This window comes from Novosphingobium sp. 63-713 (assembly GCF_001898925.1).
Classification (GTDB): Bacteria; Pseudomonadota; Alphaproteobacteria; order Sphingomonadales; family Sphingomonadaceae; genus Novosphingobium.
Window position 1 is genome coordinate 613,280 of record NZ_MKVS01000005.1, and the last position, 20,170, is coordinate 633,449.

Annotated in this window: 11 protein-coding genes; 4 read left to right on the forward strand and 7 right to left on the reverse strand. The window is 65.6% G+C overall.

The annotated features are described in order from the left end of the window. Positions 1 to 295: 295 nt before the first annotated feature. From BGP00_RS03550 to BGP00_RS03560, 3 genes are read left to right on the forward strand one after another with little or no spacing between them, the layout of a single operon-like run. Complete coding sequence (locus tag BGP00_RS03550) at positions 296 to 1,579, forward strand: efflux RND transporter periplasmic adaptor subunit (RefSeq protein WP_292921968.1); 1,284 nt, start codon at positions 296 to 298, stop codon at positions 1,577 to 1,579. A gap of 19 nt (positions 1,580 to 1,598) precedes the next feature. Beyond that, positions 1,599 to 4,778 carry a multidrug efflux RND transporter permease subunit gene (locus tag BGP00_RS03555; RefSeq protein ID WP_292921969.1) on the forward strand — a complete coding sequence of 1,060 codons (3,180 nt, stop codon included), beginning with the start codon at positions 1,599 to 1,601 and terminating at the stop codon, positions 4,776 to 4,778. An 11-nt stretch (positions 4,779 to 4,789) separates the two neighbouring features. After that, positions 4,790 to 6,196 carry an efflux transporter outer membrane subunit gene (locus BGP00_RS03560; RefSeq protein WP_292921970.1) on the forward strand — a complete coding sequence of 469 codons (1,407 nt, stop codon included), beginning with the start codon at positions 4,790 to 4,792 and terminating at the stop codon, positions 6,194 to 6,196. Positions 6,197 to 6,238: 42 nt separating this feature from the next. Here BGP00_RS03560 and BGP00_RS03565 read toward each other — a convergent pair whose 3' ends face one another. The 7 genes from BGP00_RS03565 to BGP00_RS03595 form a co-directional block, all read right to left on the reverse strand. Next, on the reverse strand, positions 6,239 to 7,225 hold the full coding sequence (locus BGP00_RS03565; RefSeq protein ID WP_292921971.1) for a DUF6607 family protein: 987 nt from the start codon (positions 7,223 to 7,225) through the stop codon (positions 6,239 to 6,241). 24 nt (positions 7,226 to 7,249) lie between these two features. After that, complete coding sequence (locus tag BGP00_RS03570) at positions 7,250 to 9,439, reverse strand: TonB-dependent hemoglobin/transferrin/lactoferrin family receptor (protein ID WP_292921972.1); 2,190 nt, start codon at positions 9,437 to 9,439, stop codon at positions 7,250 to 7,252. Between the two features lie 187 nt (positions 9,440 to 9,626). Beyond that, on the reverse strand, positions 9,627 to 10,385 hold the full coding sequence (locus tag BGP00_RS03575; protein ID WP_290009535.1) for a GntR family transcriptional regulator: 759 nt from the start codon (positions 10,383 to 10,385) through the stop codon (positions 9,627 to 9,629). Positions 10,386 to 10,511: 126 nt separating this feature from the next. After that, positions 10,512 to 12,218 carry an N-acetylglucosamine-specific PTS transporter subunit IIBC gene (gene nagE, locus BGP00_RS03580; protein WP_292921973.1) on the reverse strand — a complete coding sequence of 569 codons (1,707 nt, stop codon included), beginning with the start codon at positions 12,216 to 12,218 and terminating at the stop codon, positions 10,512 to 10,514. Next, complete coding sequence (gene ptsP, locus BGP00_RS03585) at positions 12,218 to 14,728, reverse strand: phosphoenolpyruvate--protein phosphotransferase (RefSeq protein WP_292921974.1); 2,511 nt, start codon at positions 14,726 to 14,728, stop codon at positions 12,218 to 12,220. Before ptsP ends, nagE begins: the two co-directional genes overlap by 1 nt. 4 nt (positions 14,729 to 14,732) lie before the next feature. Next, positions 14,733 to 15,872 carry an N-acetylglucosamine-6-phosphate deacetylase gene (gene nagA, locus BGP00_RS03590; protein ID WP_292921975.1) on the reverse strand — a complete coding sequence of 380 codons (1,140 nt, stop codon included), beginning with the start codon at positions 15,870 to 15,872 and terminating at the stop codon, positions 14,733 to 14,735. Next, entirely contained in the window at positions 15,869 to 16,894 is a 1,026-nt protein-coding gene (locus BGP00_RS03595; RefSeq protein ID WP_292921976.1) for an SIS domain-containing protein, read from the reverse strand. Before BGP00_RS03595 ends, nagA begins: the two co-directional genes overlap by 4 nt. A 501-nt stretch (positions 16,895 to 17,395) precedes the next feature. On the opposite strand from BGP00_RS03595, the gene BGP00_RS03600 reads away from it, so the two are divergent. Then, on the forward strand, positions 17,396 to 20,101 hold the full coding sequence (locus BGP00_RS03600) for a TonB-dependent receptor (protein ID WP_292921977.1): 2,706 nt from the start codon (positions 17,396 to 17,398) through the stop codon (positions 20,099 to 20,101). Positions 20,102 to 20,170: the final 69 nt, after the last annotated feature.

Genomic DNA, 20,170 nt, shown 5'->3' on the forward strand with positions numbered 1-20,170 from the left:
CCGTCCGTCCCTGCCCGGTTCGTCTCTTTCAACGGGCGCCTGAACAGCGCGTCCGACCTCAGGCGCGGCGTTTACCCCAACGCCGTTTGCCCAGACCGGTTCCCGTCCGGGGCGCAATCCCCCCACCCCCCCCCGCGCGTCGCGGACGGGGCCGGTTTTATCCCATCCCTGTGCGGGCATCACGCCCGCCATCCGTTTCTACCCGGCGCGCCGGGGAAGGTCCGTTGCCGTGCCCTGATGGCGCGCGGCGCAGCCGTCCCTTGCGCGTTTTTCCTGCCTGCCCGGAGCCGATCCAATGGACATGCTGACCTCTCACCTCGACAATGCCTATGAGCGCGACATTCAGCGCGACGCCGCGCGCGACACGGGCCGATCCCCCCTCTTTCGCCGCATCACCTGGGCCACGCTGGCGCTGGCGCTGGCGGGCGGCTTTGGCTGGAGAGCGCTGCATCACGACAGCGCCACCGCCGCCGTGATGCCCATCCCCACCCTTGGCGTGGCCACGCCGATGGTCGCCCCGGTAACTCAATGGGATGATTACGTCGGCCGCTTCGCCCCCAGCCAGAGCGTCGAACTGCGCCCGCGCGTGGGCGGCCAGATCACCGCGCGCCATTTCCGCGATGGCGATATCGTGCAAAGGGGTCAGCTCCTTTTCACCATCGACCAGCGCCCCTATCGCGCCGCTCTGGCCGAGGCGGCGGCCAATGTCGCCTCGGCGCGCAGCACGCTGGCGCTGGCCCGCAACGATCTGGCCCGCGCCTCGCGTCTGTCGGGCGATGAGGCGATTTCGGCGGGCGAACTCGATGGGCTGAAGGCCCGGCTTCAGGCCGCGCAGGCCGCCCTTGCCGCCGCCGAGGCGCGCCAGCAGGCCCGCGCGCTGGACATGGAATTCACCCAGGTCCGCGCGCCCATCGCGGGCCGCATTTCCGACCGCCGCGTCGATGTCGGCAATCTGGTGGCCGCGGGCGAAGGGGCCAATGCCACGCTGCTGACCACGATCAACGCGCTCGACCCCATCTATTTCACCTTCGATTCCTCCGAAGCGCTTTACCTGAAAGCCCAGCGCGACCGGGCGAACGGCAACACCAGCACCAAAGTCGAAATCAAGCTTCAGGACGAGGCCGACTATCGCCATCAGGGCCAATTGGACTTCACCGACAATGGCCTTGATCCGCATTCGGGCACGATCCGGGGCCGCGCGGTGATGGCCAATCCCGGCCTGTTCCTGACCCCCGGCATGTTCGGCGCGATGCGGCTGAGCCATGGCGGCACGGTGCAGGCGCTCCTGGTTCCCGATGAGGCGATCCAGTCCGATCAGGCGCGCAAGACCGTGCTGGTGGTCGGCCCCGACGGCACGCTGGCGGCCAAGCCCGTCACGCTGGGTCCGGTGGTGCGCGGGCTGCGCGTGATCCGTTCGGGCCTTGCCCCCAATGACCGCGTGGTCGTCACCAATCTTCAGGCCGCGATGCCCGGCGCCAAGGTAAACACCCGCCCCGCCGCCATCTCCGCGCAGGCGCCCGCCGCCGCACCCACCGCGATCAACACCCCCGCCGCCGCGCAAGCGACGCTGGCGCGTTAAACCCAAAGGGCATCCCCCCATGCGCTTTTCCCGTTTCTTCATAGACCGCCCGATCTTCGCGGCGGTGCTGGCGGTGCTTATCACCGTGGTGGGCGCGCTGGCCTTTGTCGGCCTGCCCGTCTCGCAATATCCCGAAGTGGTGCCGCCCACGGTCACCGTTTCGGCCCAATATCCCGGCGCCTCGGCCGAAACCGTGGCGGCCACCGTCGCCACGCCCATCGAGCAGGAAATCAACGGCGTCGACAACATGCTCTATATGAGCAGCCAGTCGACCGGCGACGGCAAGGTGACGATCACGGCCACCTTCAAGATCGGCACGGATCTGGATGCCGCGCAGGTGCTGGTGCAGAACCGCGTGGCGATTGCCGTGCCGCGCCTGCCCCAAGAGGTTCAGCGGCTGGGCGTCGTCACGCGCAAGACCAGCCCGGACTTCCTGATGGTGGTCAATCTGCAATCACCCGATGGCAGCCTGCCGCGCGACTATATCTCGAACTATGCGCTGACGCAGGTGCGCGACCGTCTGGCCCGGCTGGACGGCGTGGGCGATGTGCAGCTGTTCGGCGGGCGCGATTATGCGATGCGCGTCTGGATCGACCCGGCCCGCGCGGCCGCGCTCAATCTGACGGCGGGCGAGATCGTCGCGGCCCTGCGCGCTCAAAACGTGCAGGTCTCCTCCGGCGCTCTGGGCCAGCCGCCCTATTCCAAGGGCGAGGCATTTCAGCTTGGCGTGGAAACGCAAGGCCGCCTGACCGATCCCCAGCAATTCTACGATGTGGTCATCCGCACCGACGCCGCCGGCCATCAGGTCCGCGTGCGCGATGTGGCGCGTGTCGAACTGGGTGCGCAGGATTACGGCATCAACACCTATCTTTCGAACAAGCCCACCGTGGTGATCGCGGTGATGCAGCGCCCCGGCTCGAACGCTCTGGCCGCGGCCGCGCGCATCAAGTCCGAGATGGACACGATTTCCAAAACCTTCCCCAAGGGGCTGGAATATTCCACCATCTACAACCCCACCGAATTCATTAGCCAGTCGATTGATGCCGTCTATCACACGCTGTTCGAAGCGGTGGTGCTGGTGGTGCTGGTGATCCTCATCTTCCTGCAAAGCTGGCGCGCGGCGATCATTCCGGTGCTGGCCATCCCCGTCTCGTTGATCGGCACGGCGGTGATGCTCTCGGCAGTGGGCTATTCGCTCAACAACCTCTCGCTTTTCGGGCTGGTGCTAGCCATCGGCATTGTGGTCGATGACGCCATCGTCGTGGTGGAAAATGTCGAACGCAACATGGCGCTGGGCATGAGCCCGCTGGAGGCGGCGCGCACCTCGATGGACGAGGTGGCCACCGCGCTGGTCGCCATCGTGCTGGTGCTCTGCGCCGTGTTTGTCCCCACGCTCTTCATCACCGGCCTGTCGGGCCAGTTCTACAAGCAGTTCGCCGTCACCATCTCGACCGCCACGGTCATCTCGCTGCTGCTCAGCCTGACGCTTTCGCCTGCCATGGCGGCGCTTTTGCTGCGCGGCCATGTGGATGCCGCCCATGTGCATATGTCGCGCTGGCGGCGGATGCTGCAAACCGGCGCGGACCGTTTCAACGCCGGTTTCGACCGGATGAGCGCGGCCTATGCCCGCCTGACGCGCCGGTTGCTGGGCATGCCCAAGCGCATGATGGGGGCCTATGCCGCCCTGATCGCGGCCACGGCGGGCCTGTTCCTGATCACGCCCTCGGGCTTTATCCCGGCGCAGGATCAGGGCTATTTCCTGGCCATCGTGCAATTGCCCTCGGGCGCCTCGCTGGAGCGCACCGATGGCGTGGTGCGCGATGTGGCGGCCCGCATCCTGCCCATTCAGGGCATTCGCGGGGCGGTGATGTTTGCGGGCTTCCACGGTCCCTCGCGCACCTCTGCTCCCAATTCGGGCGCGATCTATTTCCCCTTCAAGAGCTTTGCCGAACGCAAGGCATTGGGCGCGACCTATCAGGGCATCATGGATCAGGCCAACAAAGCCATGGCCGGTTATGACAAGGCGCGCATCATCCTTGTGCCGCCCCCGGTCATTCAGGGCCTTGGCGCGGCGGGCGGCTATCGCTTCATGCTGCAGGACCGCGAAGGGCGCGGCTATGATGCGCTCAATGCGCAGGCCTGGGCGCTGATCGCCAAGGCCAATGCGGAGGCGGGCCTCAAGCAGGTCTATACCCTGTTCGATGTCAACACGCCGCGCGTCTATGCCGATATCGACCGTCGCAAGGCCGATCTGCTGGGCGTGCCGCCCGAACGGATCTTCGAGGCGCTCGAGGTCTATCTCGGCTCGGCCTTCGTCAATGACTTCAACCTTTTGGGCCGCACCTATCGCGTGACCGCGCAGGCCGACCCGGACCACCGCTCGACCGTGGCCGATATCGCCAACCTGAAAACCCGCTCGAACACCGGCGAAATGGTGCCGATCGGCGCAGTCGCCAATTTCGAGGACAAGACCGGGCCCTATCGCGTGGTGCGCTATAACCTGCAACCGGCGGTGGAAATCGACGGCGACACCGCGCCGGGCTTCTCCACCGGCCAGTCGCTGGCCACGATGGAAAAGCTGGCCGACACGACGCTGGCGCCCGGCTATGGCGGCGAATGGACCGACATTGCCTATCAACAGGCCCATGCGGGCAACACCGCCGCGATGGTCTTTGGCATGGCCGTGCTCTTCGTCTTCCTCGTGCTGGCGGCCCAGTATGAAAGCCTGACGCTGCCGCTCTCGATCATCCTGATCGTACCCATGTGTCTGCTTGCGGCCATGCTGGGGGTCAATCTGCGGGGGATGGATAATAATATCCTCACGCAAATCGGCCTCGTGGTGCTGATCGCTCTGGCGGCGAAGAACGCCATCCTTGTGGTGGAATTTGCCAAGCAGGCCGAGGATGAGCGTGGGATGGATCCGGTCGATGCCGCGGTCTATGCCTCGCAAACCCGCCTGCGCCCGATCCTGATGACCAGCCTTGCCTTCATCCTTGGCGCGGTGCCTCTGGTGATCGCCACCGGCGCAGGGGCGGAACTGCGTCAGGCGCTGGGCACGGCGGTGTTCTTCGGCATGGCGGGCGTCACCGGCTTTGGCCTGCTCTTCACCCCCACCTTCTATGTGCTGTGCCGGAAACTGGCGCTGCGTCTGGCCTGGCGTCGCCGGGGCCATGGCGGCGCGCTGCAACCGGCCGAATGAGGAAACTTGCGATGACACGCATCATTCCCCTCCTCTTGGCCACCAGCCTGCTGGCCGGTTGCGCCGTCGGGCCGAATTATCATGCCCCGGTGGCCAATGCCTCGGCCAAGGCGCCCTTTATGGGCGCGCAGGCCACAGGTTTTGCCGAAGCCCCTGCCGCCGATCAGTGGTGGACCATGTATGGCGATCCGGTGCTCGACGCTCTGGTCCGCGATGCTCTGGCCGCCAACACCGACATCCGCGTGGCCGCCGCGCGGGTGGAGGCGGCCCGCGCCAGCCTGACCGGCGCACGCGCGCCGATCCTGCTGCCCGAAACCACACTGACCGCCTCGGCCAATCGCCAGCGGATTTCCTCGATCCAGACCATTCCGGGCCAGTCGCGCGAGCGTTGGGCCTATGATGGGGGCCTTGCGCTGTCCTATGAGGTGGATGCCTTTGGTCGCCTGCGTCGGGGGATAGAGGCGGCCAAGGGCGATGCCGCCGCAGCGCAAGCCGATGAAGATGCCGTGCGCCTTGCGGTGGTGTCCGACACGGTGCGCGCCTATCTGGATGCCGCCACCAGCGCCGAGCGTGAAAAGGTGGCGCAGGAAACGGTGGATCTGCTCGACCGCTCGATCCGCATCACCGGGGCGCGGGTCGATGTGGGGCGCTCGGACCGGCTGGACCTCATCCGCGTCACGGCCCTGCGCGACCAGCAGGCCGCCACCATCCCGCAATTGCAGGCCGATCGGCAGGCCGCCTTGCTGCGCCTTGCCACGCTGACCGGGCGCAATCCGGGCGATCTGCCCGCCGCGCTGCGCGGGGTGATCGCCACGCCCATGCTGAAGCAACCGATCCCGGTGGGCGATGGCGCGGCATTGCTGGCCCGGCGGCCCGATGTGCGGGCGGCTGAAAGGCGGCTTGCCGCCGATACGGCGCGGATCGGCGTGGCCACGGCCGATCTCTTCCCGCGCATCACTCTTGGCGCCTCGGCCGGGGCCAGCGCGCTGGGCGGGATGGATGTGACCAGTTCCTCGGCCTCGCGCTGGTCGCTGGGGCCGCTGGTCAGCTGGAGCATCCCCAATATCGTGGCGGCGCGGGCGCGGATCGCGGCGGCCAAGGCCGAATCCAAGGCCTCGCTGGCGCAATTTGACGGCGCGGTGCTGGTGGCGCTGGAGGAAACCGAGCGGGCGCTGTCCAATCTCTCCTCGGCGCGGCAACGGGCCGATACGCTGCAGCGCGCAAGGGATGAAGCCCTGCGCGCGTCGCGCATCAGCCTCGCCCGCCAGCGCGAAGGTCAGGTCGATTTCCTGACCGTGCTGGATGCGCAGCGCACATTGGCCGGGGCCGAGGCCGATCTGGTGGCGGCCCGCCGCGCCAACGCCTTTGCCGAGGTGGATGTGTTCCGCGCTCTGGCCGGAGGCTGGCAGACGACCTGAGCAAAAAGGGCGGGGGTATCGCCTCTCCCCCGCCCTTTCGCCTCAACCGGCGACCTCGGCAATCACCGCGCGGGCGGCGGCAATCGCCTTGTCGGTGCTGATTTTTCCGGCCCTCACCTCGTCCGCCAGCCCCATCAGCCTTTCCGCGCCCGCCGATCCGGTCTCGGCCACTTCGGCCACTTTCACGCCCTGGTGGCGGGCGATGGTCTGATCCCACGCCCCGCGCACCGCGGCCCAGTAATCCTTGGTCGCGGCCCAATAGCTTTCCGCCGCCGCCACATCGAATTTCCCATCGCGGACATAGGTGTTGAGGCCCGATTCCTGCACAAAGGGCACGATCTTGCCCGAGCCTGCCGGGTCGGGGCCTTCCTTCATATTGTCCTGCCAATGGATCCAGCCGGTGGGCGTGGGCGAATGGCGGTTGATGGCCAGATAGCGGTCATAGGCCGGATGGCGCACCGCATCACGCCGGGCCAGCGGGCGCAGCGTCCAGCTTGAACGCCAGCGGCGCACCCCGCCCTCGTCGCTCCATTGCCCCCATCCGCCATAGCGCGGGGAATCGTCGGTCTGCCACACGGTCTGCGACCAGCGGCCCGCGCGCATTGCGGCCGGGATGGCTTCCAGCTTCCATTCCCCCTTGCCCGCATAGGTCAGGACATTTTCCGGCTGGTAATTCCAATCCTGCCGCCAATGCTTGATGACCATGGTCCTGCTGCCCTCGTCCCTGACCACCAAGAGGTGCTGCAGGACGATATGCGGGCCGGTGTCCTCGATCACGCGCACCACCTCATGCCCGCCCGACAGTTTTGACGGGATCGGCGTATAATCGGCGCGCCAGCTTGTCGTCTCGCGAAGGTCAAAGGTCACTTTGTAATCGCCCGCCATGGCCAAAATCGCGGCACGATCAGCGGCAAAGGCCTGGGCATCGGCCTGTGCTGAACGCGGGGCGACGGGGCCGTCGGCCATGGCGGGCGCTGCCGGGGTCATGGCCAGACCCAGCAGGAGGGAAGCAAGAAGGGCTTTCTTCATGGGAATTGTCCTTAAGCGTGGAGATCAGAAACGCGCGGTCAGCGAAACGGAGGCATTGCGCCCCGGCTGGGTATAGGCATCGGTGACGGAGGAACTGGCCGAGAGGCCGCGCACATCGCTCCACCATGCGTATTTGGCGTTGGTCAGGTTGAACACGCCCGCGCGCAGCATCAGCGCCTGTCCGAGGCGGACATAGGCGGTGGCGTCGAGGATGGTGAAAGCACCGGGGCGATAGCACAGGCTGTTGCCGCAATCGGCGGCATTGGTGGCCGACATTTCCTTTTGCGCCGAATGGGTCATGATGATCTGCCCGCCAAAGCGGCTCCCCGGCGCGTCATAGCCCAGCCCCATGATGAGCTTGAGCGGGTCGATGGTGGATAGCGGAGTCCTTGCGCCATCGGTGCCGGTGACGGTGCCCTTGGCATAGGAGATGGCCATGCGCCCGGAGAGCCCGCTTTTGGCGCGCAGCATGACCTGCCCCTCGGCGCCCGAAATGCGCACGCGGTTGAGGTTGATGAATTGATAGACCGCCGGGTTGGCCGGGGTGAAGGCCCCGCTCACCACCTGCTGGCTGATGAAATCGCGGTATCGCCCGGTAAAGCCGGTGATCCCGGCGCTGATGCCGCCTTGGGCGATGCGGATGCCGCCCTCGAAAGTCTCGCTGGTTTCCGGCTTCAGATTGGGGTTGGGAACCGAGGTATAGCCAAAGGCAAGATTCTCGAAGAACTGGTTGACCTGCGTGGGGGCGGGAGCCTTGAAGCCTTGCGCGTAATTGCCGAAGAGGCTGACCAGCCCCAGTTTCAATCGCGCCCCGATCTTGGGCGAGATGCGCGATCCGCTCTGCCCCTGCCCGGTGAAATTCGAGGTCAGACCATCCGATTTGGGGCTCAGCTTGTAATGGTCGAAACGCAGCACCGGATAAAGCGTCAGCACCTTGCCCCCCACGGCGATCTCATCGCCTAGATAGAAGCCCGCCAGCGTGAAATCGGTGGGCGGAAAGGCGCGGGTGGGGAAGGTCTCGTTGGTGGGAGGTACAGTGCCGTCGCGCACCCCTTCCTGCCGGGTGAAACTGGCATCCGCGCCATAGACCAGCGCGTGCGAAAGCGGCCCGGTGTTCAGGCTGGAATGCAATTCCGCCGAGAGGCCCAGCACGCGATTGGCAAAAGTGTTCAGCCGCGTGCGGTCGACAGCGGTATAGCGATCTTCAGCCGAATATTCCCGGTTGTCCGATTTCTGATACCATCCGGTGATCTGCGCCATCTCGATCGCGCCCGCCCCCTGCCAGCGCCAATCAAGGCTGACCCGGTCGCGCCGCACCGTGTCGCGCCCGATCAGGCCGATCACGCTGGTCGAAGACGAGGCCGTGGGCGCAATGCCCGAAAGCCCGTTGGTATAGGTGTGGTTATCGAGATGATCGAGCGTCAAGCGCAGGCGGTGTCCCGCCGAGGGCGCAAAGACCAGCTTGGCCAGCACCGCGTTGGATTGGGTGTCCTGCGGATTGGCGGCGGTGCGGGTGGAATTGGCGGCGTAATTGCTGCCCTTGTTCTTCTGCTCATGCCCGTCGCGGCGGGTATAGGCGACCAGCGCCGACCATGCGCCCGATTGCCCCGCTAGAATGCCGGTTTCTGTGGCCTTGTTGTCGGCGGAATCATAGGCGACGCGGGCCAGACCGGCGATCTTGCGACCCCCTTTGAGGAAATCCTCCGGGTCGCTGGTGATGAAGCTGACGGCGCCCGCCAGACCATCGCTGCCATAGAGCGCCGAGGCCGGGCCGCGCAGGATCTCGACCGATTTGACCAGGCCCAGATCGACATAATCGCCGCGCCCGGCGGCCTGCGCGCCGAACTCAAACCCATCGGGCACGCGCACGCCATCCACCTGCATCAGCACCCGGTTGCCTTCAAGCCCGCGAATGTTGAAACCGGCATTGCCGTCGCGCCCGGTGGTGCCGCTGGCCGCGCCAAAGCGGGCCGGGGCGCGATGCACCGAAACACCCGGTTCAAAGCGGATCAGGTCCTTGATGTCGGCGGCCATCTGATCGGCAATCTGCCGCGCGCTGATGACCGAGACAGTGGCGGGAACTTCGCCGATGGTGGTGGGGCGGCGGGTGGCGGTGACGGTGATGGCATTCATCGGATTGAGCGTGACCAGCGGGTCGCCGTCCTGCGCCATGGCGGGGGCCGGTGCGGCAAGACAGGCCGAAGCCAGCAGCATGGCGCGGGCGGGGTGGCGCCCGGACAGGCAAAAGCGGGAGGGAAGGAAGGAAATGACACGGCCCCTTTAAATGCGACTGATTCGCAGTAGCTTTTAAGGAGCGCGGACGCATAAGGTCAAGCGGCGAGAGCAGTCTGCCGCAAGTTTTTGCGAATTATTCTCAATCTATGGACAAAACGCCCAAAGTTCAGCTCTGGCTCAATTCCGCAACCAGATCATAGGCATCGCCGCGATAATAGCATTGCGCCACCTCGATCACCCGCCCATCGGGCAAAAAGGCGCGGCGGTCGATGAACAGGCAGGGGTCGCCCTCCTCCACCCCCAGCAACGCCGCATGTTCGGCGGAAAAGCCGATGGCGCGCACCCGCTGCAACACGCGCACCGGGCGCAAGCCGCGCAGGTCGAGGGCGTCATAGAGCGATTCCTCCACCGCCTCGGCCGAGGGCAGGCCCCATGCGGGAACCGCGACATGCTCCAGCGCCATCGTCTCGCCATCGGCATAGCGGATGCGCTGAAACCGATAGACCGGCGATCCGGGTGAGAGGCCCAGCGAGAGCGCCTCATCGGGCGTCACCGCCCCTTCGCTGCGGTCCAGCCAGCGGCTCGACGGCTTGCGCCCGCGTGAGAGCATGTCTTCGGAAAAGGAGGAGAGTTTGGAAATGCTCTTTTCCACGCGGCCCGATTGCGCCGGGGCCGCGCCGCCGACAAAGGTGCCCGCCCCCTTGCGCCGCTCCAGCAGGCCCTCATCGACCAGCTTGTCGATTGCCTTGCGGATCGTCACGCGTGAAAGGGCATAGACCTCGCCCAATTCGCGCTCGCTGGGCAAAGCGCTGCCCACCGGCAGGCGGCGGCTGTCGATGGCATTGCGCAACAGCTTTTGCAGCCGCAGATAGCGCGGCCCGGACTCATCTTCATCCAGAACACCGACCTGATCGATAAAGGCCATAATACTCCCTTGCCCGGACATTCGGGCCTGCGCGGTCTGCTATCTGTCTTATCCAAAAAGGAATGGGGCTCGGCAAGACTTTAATATGTCTTGCCGAGCCCCCTCCTGCAAACGCCTGTCGGTTGTTTATCTGTGCCAGGCGGAAATGGTTTCGGGCGCAAAGAGCAGATGCCATTGCCCGCCCAGTTGCACGCCCCCACGCAGACCATGGGCCGCCAGCGCCTCCAGATCAGGGGGAGTCTCGGTTTGAACGACCAGACGGCTCGGCCCGACATGGAGGGATGCGACCGGCCCCAAGGCGGCGCGCACCGGCGCGGGCAAGGATTGCGGCGACAAGGCCGCCAGAGCTTCCCCAACCGGAGCCGCCGCGCGAACCACCGACCCGCCCCGCATCGCAGCCTGCATCTCGCTGGCCACACTGTCGGCCTGCGGGCCGAGCACGACCTGAAGCCCCTGCGCCGAAGGCCGGATCAGCCCGCGCGCGCCCAGCGCCTTGAGCGCGGCCTCATCCACCGCCTCCTGCCGCGCCACGACCAAGCGCAACCGCGTGGTGCAGGCGCCCACCTCGACCAGATTGTCCGCCCCGCCCAGCGCCGCGACAAAAGCCGCGCCCCGGCCTTGCTCGGTCGAAACCTCGGCCGCCTCGCCGCTGTCCTCTTCGCGCCCCGGCGTTTTCAGGTCGAGCCGGACAATCGCAAAGCGAAACACCGCATAATAGATCGCGAAATAGGCCAGCCCCACCGGGATCAGCACCAGCGGCCGCGTCGCCTTGGAAAAGTTCAGCACATAGTCGAACAGACCCGCCGAAAAGCCAAAGCCCAGATGGACATGGAGCAAGGACATCAGCGCCATCGCTGCCCCGGTCAGCACCGCGTGCAGCGCGAAAAGCGCAGGCGCGAGGAACATGAAGCTGAACTCGATCGGCTCAGTCACGCCGGTCAGGAAGGAGGTCGCCGCGAGGCTGGCCAGCATCCCGCCCGTCTCGCGCCGCTTTTCAGGCCGCGCGCTGCGATACATGGCAAGGCAGGCGGCGGGCAGGCCGAACATCATCACCGGGAAAAAGCCGCTCATAAACGCGCCAGCCCCCGGATCGCCCGCGAAAAACCGCCGCAGATCGCCCGTCACCCCATGATAATCGCCCAGCACGAACCACGCGATATTGTTCAGAATATGGTGCAGCCCCGTCACCAGCAGCAGGCGGTTGAGCAAGCCATAGGCGAACAGCCCAAACGCTCCGCTGTTCAGGGCCGCGCGCGAGGCGCCATCGACGCCCGCATTGATCGCATCATGGCTGAACCCCACCAGCGCGGCCAGCAGCACGCCGCAAGCGCCCGCGATGATCGGCACAAAGCGCTTGCCGCCGAAAAAGGCGAGGAAATCGGGCGGGCGGAAGCCGGAAAAGCGATTATAGCCAAGGCCCCCGATCATGCCCGAGACAATGCCCAAAGGCACCGCCACGCGGCCGATCTGGCCCTGACGCCATGCGCCCGTTACCGCCCCGCGCGCCGCCTCGGCCACGCCCGCGACCACATCGGCAGGAACTTTGAGCAAGGCCTTGGCGCCCTCGCTGGCAACCAGAAAGCATACGACCCCGGCCAGAGGGGCCGCGCCATTGCCGTCGCGGGCAAAGCCGGTCGCCACGCCAATGGCGAAAAGCAGGCCCAGATTGGCGAACATCGCATCGCCCGCCGCGCTGACAAAGGGCAGGTTCAACAGATCAGGCTGGCCCATGCGCAGCAGCAAAGCCGCCACCGGCAGCACCGCAATCGGCAGCATCAGCGCGCGGCCAAGACGTTGCAGCCCCTGCGCGGCGCCATGGAATGCAGATGTCATCACGCCAGCCCTCCGATAAATTCCGCCGCCAGAGCGCGCACCTGCGCCGCGCCGTCGGCCTCCAGCACGCGGGCGGCCAAGCTGCGGCAATCGGCCACATCGACGCTGCGCACCAACGCCTTGATTTCCGCCACCATCGCGGGCGCGGCGGACAATTCGCCCACGCCCAGCCCGATCAGGATCGGCACCGCCAGAGGGTCTGAGGCCAGCCCCCCGCACACGCCCACCCATTTGCCATGCCGCGCGCCCCCGGCGCAGGTCTGGGCGATCAGGCGCAGGACCGAGGGGTCCAGCCCATCCAACCCCGCCGCCACCGCCGGATTGCCGCGATCCATGGCCAGCGCATATTGGGTCAGGTCATTGGTCCCGATCGACAGGAAAGCGCATTGCGCCGCCAGCGCATCGGCCATCACGGCGGCGGCGGGCGTTTCCACCATCACGCCGATCTCGGGCAAATCCACGCCCAGCAAGGCCGCCTGCGCCGCCGCCACGCCCTGCAATTCGCGCAGTTCGCAAACGCGGGCCACCATCGGGGCCATGATCTTCACCCGCCGCCCTTGTGCCGCGCGCAGGATCGCGCGCAATTGCGTGACCAAGACATCGGGCCGTGCCAGACCCACGCGCAGGCCGCGAAGGCCCATCGCCGGGTTCTCCTCGGGGGCAATCGGCAGATAGGGCGCGGGCTTGTCGCCGCCAATGTCGAGCAGGCGGATAATGAGCGGCCGCCCCTCCAGCGCATCGGCGATGGCAACATATTGCGCGGTCTGCTCATCCTCATCGGGCGCGCTTTGCCGGTCGAGAAACAGGAATTCGGTGCGCAGCAATCCGCAGCCCTCGGCCCCGCCCGCCACCGCAGGGGCGGCCTCGGACAGTTTGCCCAGATTGGCGAAAACCTCGATGCGGGTACCGTCACGGGTGCGGCCTTCCTCATGCGCGCTGGCCAAGGCGGCGGCGCGCCGAGCAGCGCGCGCCTCGATCATCGCACGAACGCTCACCAACCGATGCGCCTCAGGCGCGATTTCCAGCGCGCAGCCATCGGCATCCAGCACCAGAGGCGTGCCTTCGCTCACCAGCATCAGCCCTTCCCCCAGCGCCACCAGCGCGGGCAGGCCCCGGCTCGCCGCGATGATGGCGACATGCGACGTCGGCCCGCCGCGCGCCGTAGCCAGACCGACCACGCGGGAAAGATCAAGCGTAGCCACCTCGCTGGGCATCAGATCCTCGGCCACGAGAATCGCGCCATGCGGGGGCAAGGGCGCCTCAGGCTCTTCGCCGCACAATTGCCATTGCAGGCGCAGTTCCAGATCGAGCAGATCGCCCGCCCTTTCGGCAAAGCGCGGATCGGGCAATTGCCGCAAAGCCTCGGCCTGCGCCCACAATGTCTTGCGCCAGCCCATCGCGGCGCTGGCCCCGGCGGCGATGGCGGCTTTCGCCTCGCCGACCAGTTCCTCATCATCGAGCAGCGCGAGATGCGCGCTCAAAATCGCCTTTTGCTGAGGCGTGCCCGCCTCGCTCTGGGCAGTCAGGGCCGCGCGCAGACTGGCAAGGGCCTCGTCGAGCAAGGCCCGTTCGGCGGCCTCACCCTTGCTGATCGCGGCCAATTCGGGTTCGGCGCGGCGCGGGCGCCAGACATGGCCCACCGCCATGCCGGTCGCGGCCGTCACACCGCTTAGCCGGTCGCCCGGTTGCGGCGCCGATACAGCGACGGCCAGAGGCGCGATGACCGGCGCAGCAAGCGTTTCGGAAACCGCCAGAAATTCACCCATCCCGCCCGCGATCATTTCGCTCAGGGCGTCGAGCGCCTCGCGCGCTTCGCTTCCATGCGCCAGCAGGCGAATCGTATCGCCATGGCCCACGCCCAGCCGCAGCATCGCGCTGGGGCTGGTGATCGCGGCGGACGCCTCGCCCTTTTCCACCTGCACCCTGGCGGCAAATTCACGCGCGCGGGCGGCCAGACGTGCGCTGGGTCGGGCATGAAGCCCATGGGCCAGAGGCACGCGCAGGGTGCGGGACAAAGCCTCGCCACTCGCTTCCGCGCCCGATTCCGCCACGCCCGCGCCGGTAATCCGGCCCAGCACATCGCCCTTGGCAACCAGCCCTTGCGAGATCGCCGGTTGCCATTGCCAGCCCTCGGCCTCGATCAGGATGATCGGCATGACAAGGCTTTTGGCCCGGCCCACCACCGCGCCCGGATCAACCCGCAGCAACGGATCGCCCGCCGCAACGCGCTGGCCCACACGCACCAAGGGCGCGAAACCTTCGCCCCCCAGCCGCACCGTTTCCAGCCCAAAATGCAGCAACACATCCAGCCCCGGCGCAAGGCGCAGCGTCACCGCATGACCCGCCGCATGAACCGCCAGCACCTCGCCCGCAGCAGGCGCGCAAACCGTATCGGCCAGCGGATCGATCGCCAGCCCCGGCCCCAGCAACCCGCCGGCAAAGGCATCATCGGGCACTTCGGCCAAGGGGCTGATCCAGCCGTCCATCGGCGCGCGCAGATCCAGAACCATCGCTTTATCCTGCAAAGCGGCAGATGCCGCCAATCCACGTCTGCGCCACGCCCAGACGGGCATCGAGCGCCACGAAATCCGCAGCCATGCCCGGCGCAATCCGGCCGATCCGGTCTTCCTGTCCGAGGAAAGCCGCAGGCGTGGCCGAGGCCATCTGCGAGACCTGCTCCATCGGCAGGTCCGTCATGGTCAGCGTGTTGCGCAGAGCCGTAGCCATATCCAGCCCCGATCCTGCCAGCGTTCCGGCCGCATCGGTACACATGCCGTCGCGCACATAGATCGGGCGACCATCGAGCATGAAGGGCTGCCCCCCGTTGCCCACGCCCGGCATCGCATCGGTCACCAGCATCAGCCGCTCCGGCCCCTTGACCCGGCAGGCCAGACGCACCGCAGGCGTGGCCACATGGACGCCATCCACGATCAGCCCGCAATAGACATCATCACGATCAAAAGCCGCGCCCACCATGCCGGGCGCGCGATGCTGCAAAGGCGTCATAGCATTATAGAGATGTGTGACGCCGCGCACGCCATGGTCGAAACCGGCGATGGCTTCTTCATAGGTGGCGTCGGTATGGCCCGCGCTGATGATGACGCCCGCGCGGGACAGCGTGACGATCTGTTCGGGCGCGGCCAGTTCAGGCGCGATGGTCAGCATCACCACGCCCCGGCGCGGGCGGGTGAGCAGCGCCATCGCGGCATCGTCAAGGCGGCGCAGGCGCGCCGCGCTGTGAATGCCCTTGCGCGCGGGGTTGATGAAGGGGCCTTCGATATGCACGCCGACGATGCCGGGAACGCCCTGCGCAATGGCATCGTCCACCGCATCGAGCGCGGCAGCCACCGCCTCGACCGAATCGCTGATCAGCGTGGGCAGCAGCGCGGTCGTGCCAAAGCGGGCATGAGCCGCCGCAATCGCGGCCACGCCATCAACCGTCGGGCAATCGTTGAACAATACCCCGCCGCCGCCATTGACCTGCGTATCGACAAAGCCGGGCAGCAGATAGCCGCCGTGCAGGTCGAGCACCGCATCGGCATCGCCCGCATCATCGACGGACACGATTTGCCCGCCATCCATCGTTAGGCGGACTGATGAACGCCACTGCCCCGCAATCAGGGCCTGGCCGTTAAGGACATCAACCGTGTTCATCGCGTGCGCGTCACCTTGGCAAGATAGGGGGGCTGATCGGGATCATGGCCCCGCGCCTGCGACAAGGTGTTAGCCATGCGATAGAAGCTGGCAATCATCAAGATCGGCGCCAGTTCATCGCGCGCGGCCAAGGCGGGCAGATGGGTCACACCATCGGGCGCCTGCGCCTGCGCATCGGCCAGCCAGACATGCGCCCCGCGCGCGGCAAATTCGCCCGCGATTGTGCGCACATCGTCCCCTGTGGCGTCGCCGCCCGCAAAGGCCAGCACCGGGAAACCTTCGCGCACCACCGCCATCGGGCCATGGCGCACCTCGGCAGCGGAAAAGGCCTCGCCGTGCAGGGCCGAGGTTTCCTTGAGCTTGAGCGCGGCCTCTTGGGCAATGGCCAGACCATAGCCGCGCCCCAGAATGAACAGGTTCGAGGCATCGAGCAGGCCGCTGATCAGCGGGGTCCAGTCGAGCGCGAAAGACGCATCGAGCAGCGCGGGCAGGCCCTTGACATCGCGGGCCAGCGCCGCATCGCCCGTCCAGGCCGCCACCAGCGCGGCAATGCCCGCCAGCGAGGTGATATAGGATTTCGTGGCCGCCACCGAGCGTTCGGCCCCGGCATAAAGCGGCAGGGTGAAATCGGCCATCTGGGCCAAAGGAGAAGTCTCGTCATTGACCAGCGCGACCACAGTCGCGCCCGATGCCTGCTGGCGCTCGACCGTGGCCAGCATGTCCGGACTGCGACCCGACTGCGAGATGGCAAGGCAAAGGGCCGCGCCGCCCGCCGGGTGGACCACCGGGGCGTCATAGACCGAAACGGTCGAGAAAGCCGCCGAGGCCGTGGGCAGGCCAAGGCGCGTCTCGATCAGATATTTGGCATAGGTGGCGGCATGATCGGACGAACCACGCGCGCAGGTGATGACAAAGGCGGGCGGGCATTGCGCCAGATGCGCGGCCAGCCGGGCCAGCTCGGCGCGATTGCCCGCGACAAAGCGCGCCACGGCGGCGCCCGCCTCGGCGGCCTCCGCATACATCAGGGTCGAGGCGAGAGGGGGGCGTTTGCCGTCAAGTGGTCGGTCATCAAGTGAAGGTGTCACGAATGGGGTCCTGCCTTGCGCCGCCTCGCGATGGAGGCGTGTCTGTCATGCCAATATGTCGGCAAGTGATATTTAATTGGTATTATTTTAAGGCGGTCATCATTGCAACAGCTTTCATCCGCATTCGCAATTTGACGTATCATCCGCAGTTTTGACCGAGCTGCGCAAACCTGGGGGACCCACAGAGCCCCCCAATAAAACCGACGCCTAATCATTACTTTACCCGGAAATGCGACCCTTTTTGGACAGGCCAATCATGTCACTTCCACGCCAATCGTCACATATTTGCAATACCAATTTGAACAAATGTGTCATTGAAATGACTTGACAGACTCGTCCTTCCGGCGGATTTCTGGTCAGCGAACGGGGCAGATGGCGCACAGGATGCGCCACCTCCGGGAGGATACAGGGTTCAGCTCAATTTCTTGAGGGGGTTTTATGACGATCTTGCGTGCTTCGCTTGTTTCGCCGCTTTCACGTGCTGCCAGACTGACAATGCTTTCCACCTGCGGCGCATCGGCGCTGATCGTGGCGGGCGCGGCCCATGCGCAAACCGCAGCGCCCGCTGCTGACGCCTCGGACGGCATTGTCGTCACCGGTTTCCGCGCCAGCCTCAAGTCGGCCCTGGACACCAAGCGCAAGGACACGCGCGTTTCGGACGGCATTTCCTCCGAAGACATCGGCAAGTTCCCGGCCGAAAACATCACCGAATCGATCCAGCGCATTTCCGGCGTCCAGATGTCGAACATCAACGGTCGCGGCGCCACGATCAGCATTCGCGGCCTTGGCCCCCAATATGCGATGACCACGATCAACGGCCAGACCATCAAGAGCGCCGACTTCACCGACGGTTTCCGCTTCGACATCATCCAGACCGAACTGGCCAGCGCCATTCAGGTCATCAAATCGCCCACCGCCGATATGGATGCGGGCGGCCTGTCGGGCACGGTGAACATCGAAACCACCAAGCCGCTCGATTACCACAAGCGTCAGCTGGTCGTGTCGGCCAAGGCGCAGAATTCGCAATATGCGGGCGGCAAGATTACGCCCAAGGTCGGCGTCAGCTATATCGACCAGTTCCTTGACGGCACGCTGGGCGTCTATGTCAACCTTGGCTATCAGAAGCTGAATGACCGCGCCGACTATATGTGGATGGACCGCTGGACCAACCAGACCATCGGCGGCAACAGCATCCTGACCCCGCGCCGCCCGCGCTATCGCCGCATCGACCGCGAAACCGAACGCCTGATGGCCAGCGGCGGTCTGCAATGGCGCCCGTCCGACCGCATCGAGGTGGGCTTCAACGCGATCTATGCCAAGGACAAGACCACCTATGACCTGAACCAGCAGGTGTTCCTGTTCGACACCTCGCGCATCACCGTCAATTCGGCATCCAATGGTGCGGCCACCAATGTGACGGCCACCAATTTCACCATGGAAAACAACCGTCAGCACGAAGACCGCAACCTGACGACCCAGCTTTACACGTTGTCGGCCAAGTGGAAGGGCGACAATGGCTGGAGCGGGCGCGCGATTGCCAATTATTCCAAGGGCACATCGTATCAGCGCGAAGCGGCCGCCATTCTGGGCATCAATATCGCCAGCGCCACGCTGGATATTTCGAACCCCGAGGCGATCAGCTTCAACACTTCCTCGGCGCTGAATTCGACCGCGACCTATGCGCCTTCGCTGCTCAACCGCAACGAATATCCCAATGGCGCCACGCGCAACATGCGCACGACCGAATGGTCGGGTCAGGCCGATCTCTACAAGGACGTCTCCTTCGGCCCGATCAGCAAGCTGGCCGCGGGCGTCAAGTTCCGCCACGAAACGTTCAACCGCTTCGTTTCGCGCCACGACCTGATCGCGCTGGGTTCGGCCCAGCCCGCCCCGTCGAGCAGCATCTTCCCGGCGATGGCTACCTATAATTATCAGGTGAGCGGCTTCCTGAACGGCATGTCGGGCATCCCCACGGCATGGGTTGCGCCCGATCTTGGCGCCTATGACAAGGCGTTGGCCGCCGCCGGCATAGTGGTGCCGGAAATCTATGCGCCCGAAGCCTCGTATCACGTCGACCGCTATATGCCCTCGGTCTATGGTCAGGCCACGATCGAGACGGAAATCGCCGGGATGCCGCTGCGCGGCAATATCGGCCTGCGCTATGAATACACCACGCAAAAGGTGCAGGGCAACGTGACCGGCCCGCGCAGCGACAGCTATCAGGAAGTTCAGGCCAAGATCGGCGATTACAACCTGAACCAGAAATACGGCAATCTGCTGCCCAGCATGAACCTCGTACTGGAACCGGCCAAGTCGGTGCAGGTGCGTTTCGCCGCCGCCAAGGTGCTGGTGCGTCCGATCATGGACAGCAACACCTCGATGGCGCAGACCTCCTCGGTTTCGAACGTGGGCGGCCAAAAGGTCTACACTGTCGATCTGGGTCAGGCGGACCTGAAGGCGCTGACTGCCAATCAGGTCGATCTGGGCGTGGAATGGTATTATGAGCGCTCCAGCGCGATTGCCATCAACGGCTTCTACAAATGGATCAAGAACGGCACTTATACGTCGCTGATCTGCCCCTCCTCGTTCAACGGCACGGCGCTGGCCAAGAATACGGCGGGCGATTGCGCCGATGCTGCGGGCAATGCCTATGACATCACCCAATCGCTCAACGATCCCAGCACGATCAAGATCAAGGGCTATGAAATCAGCCTGAACCACTCGTTCGACAAGATGCTGCCGGTCAAGGGTTTCGGCCTGATCGCCAACTATACCCGCGTGATCCCGCAAAAGCTGGCGGTGGGCACGGGCTATACGGTCCGCAACCTGTCGAAGGTGACGTGGAACGTGACGCCCTATTGGGAAAACCGCTACTTCAGCTTGCGCGCCTCGCTCAACTATCGCAGCGCCTATGACCAGAACAGCGCGGACAGCTTCTTTGCCCGCGAAGGCCACACCGTTCTGGCCCGCACCCAGGTTGACCTGAGCGCCGGTTATACGCCCGACGCGCATCTCAGCTTTACCGCAGGCGTCATCAACCTGAACAACAGCCGCGAAAAGGCGACCTACACCGGCACCTCGGTGTGGCAGGAAAGCAGCTTCAACGGCCGCAGTTTCTATGCCTCGGCTTCCTACAAGTTCTAAGAACCTACCCTGACTGTCCGGCGGGGGGAGGGCGATCCGTCGCTCGCCCCCTCGCCGGATTTTTTGTGT